General features: G+C 47.9%; 1 protein-coding gene. It reads right to left on the bottom strand.

The annotated features are described in order from the left end of the window. Positions 1-434: aldehyde dehydrogenase family protein (locus tag ACTHUR_RS21495; protein ID WP_440400837.1), on the bottom strand; the 434-nt coding region annotated here is incomplete at both ends.

Genomic DNA, 434 nt, shown 5'->3' on the forward strand with positions numbered 1-434 from the left:
ACTCCAAACTGCGCCGCCCAAGCCGTATTCGCTGTTGTTGGCCATTTTGATGACTTCTTCTTCGGTTTTGAATTTAATCACGGTGGCAACAGGGCCGAAGATTTCTTCTTGGGCAACACGGGCTTCGTTGCTGCTGGCCTCAATCAAAGTAGGCTCGACAAATTCGCCTTTGCCCAATTCGCCTTCGATTTTTTTACCGCCGGTAATGATGCGGCAACCTTCTTGTTCGCCGATTTTGACGTATTTCAAAATGGTCTCGAGTTGACCGGCATTGACTTGCGAACCCATTTGGGTGTCGTCTTCCCAAGGCAGGCCGACTTTGATTTTTTTGAACTCTTCCGCCAAGGCATTGACGAATTTATCGTAAATACCTTCCTGAACGAAGATACGAGAACCGGCGCAGCAAACTTGGCCTTGGTTGAACAAAATACCTT

Source organism: Neisseria sp. P0021.S007 (assembly GCF_051956855.1).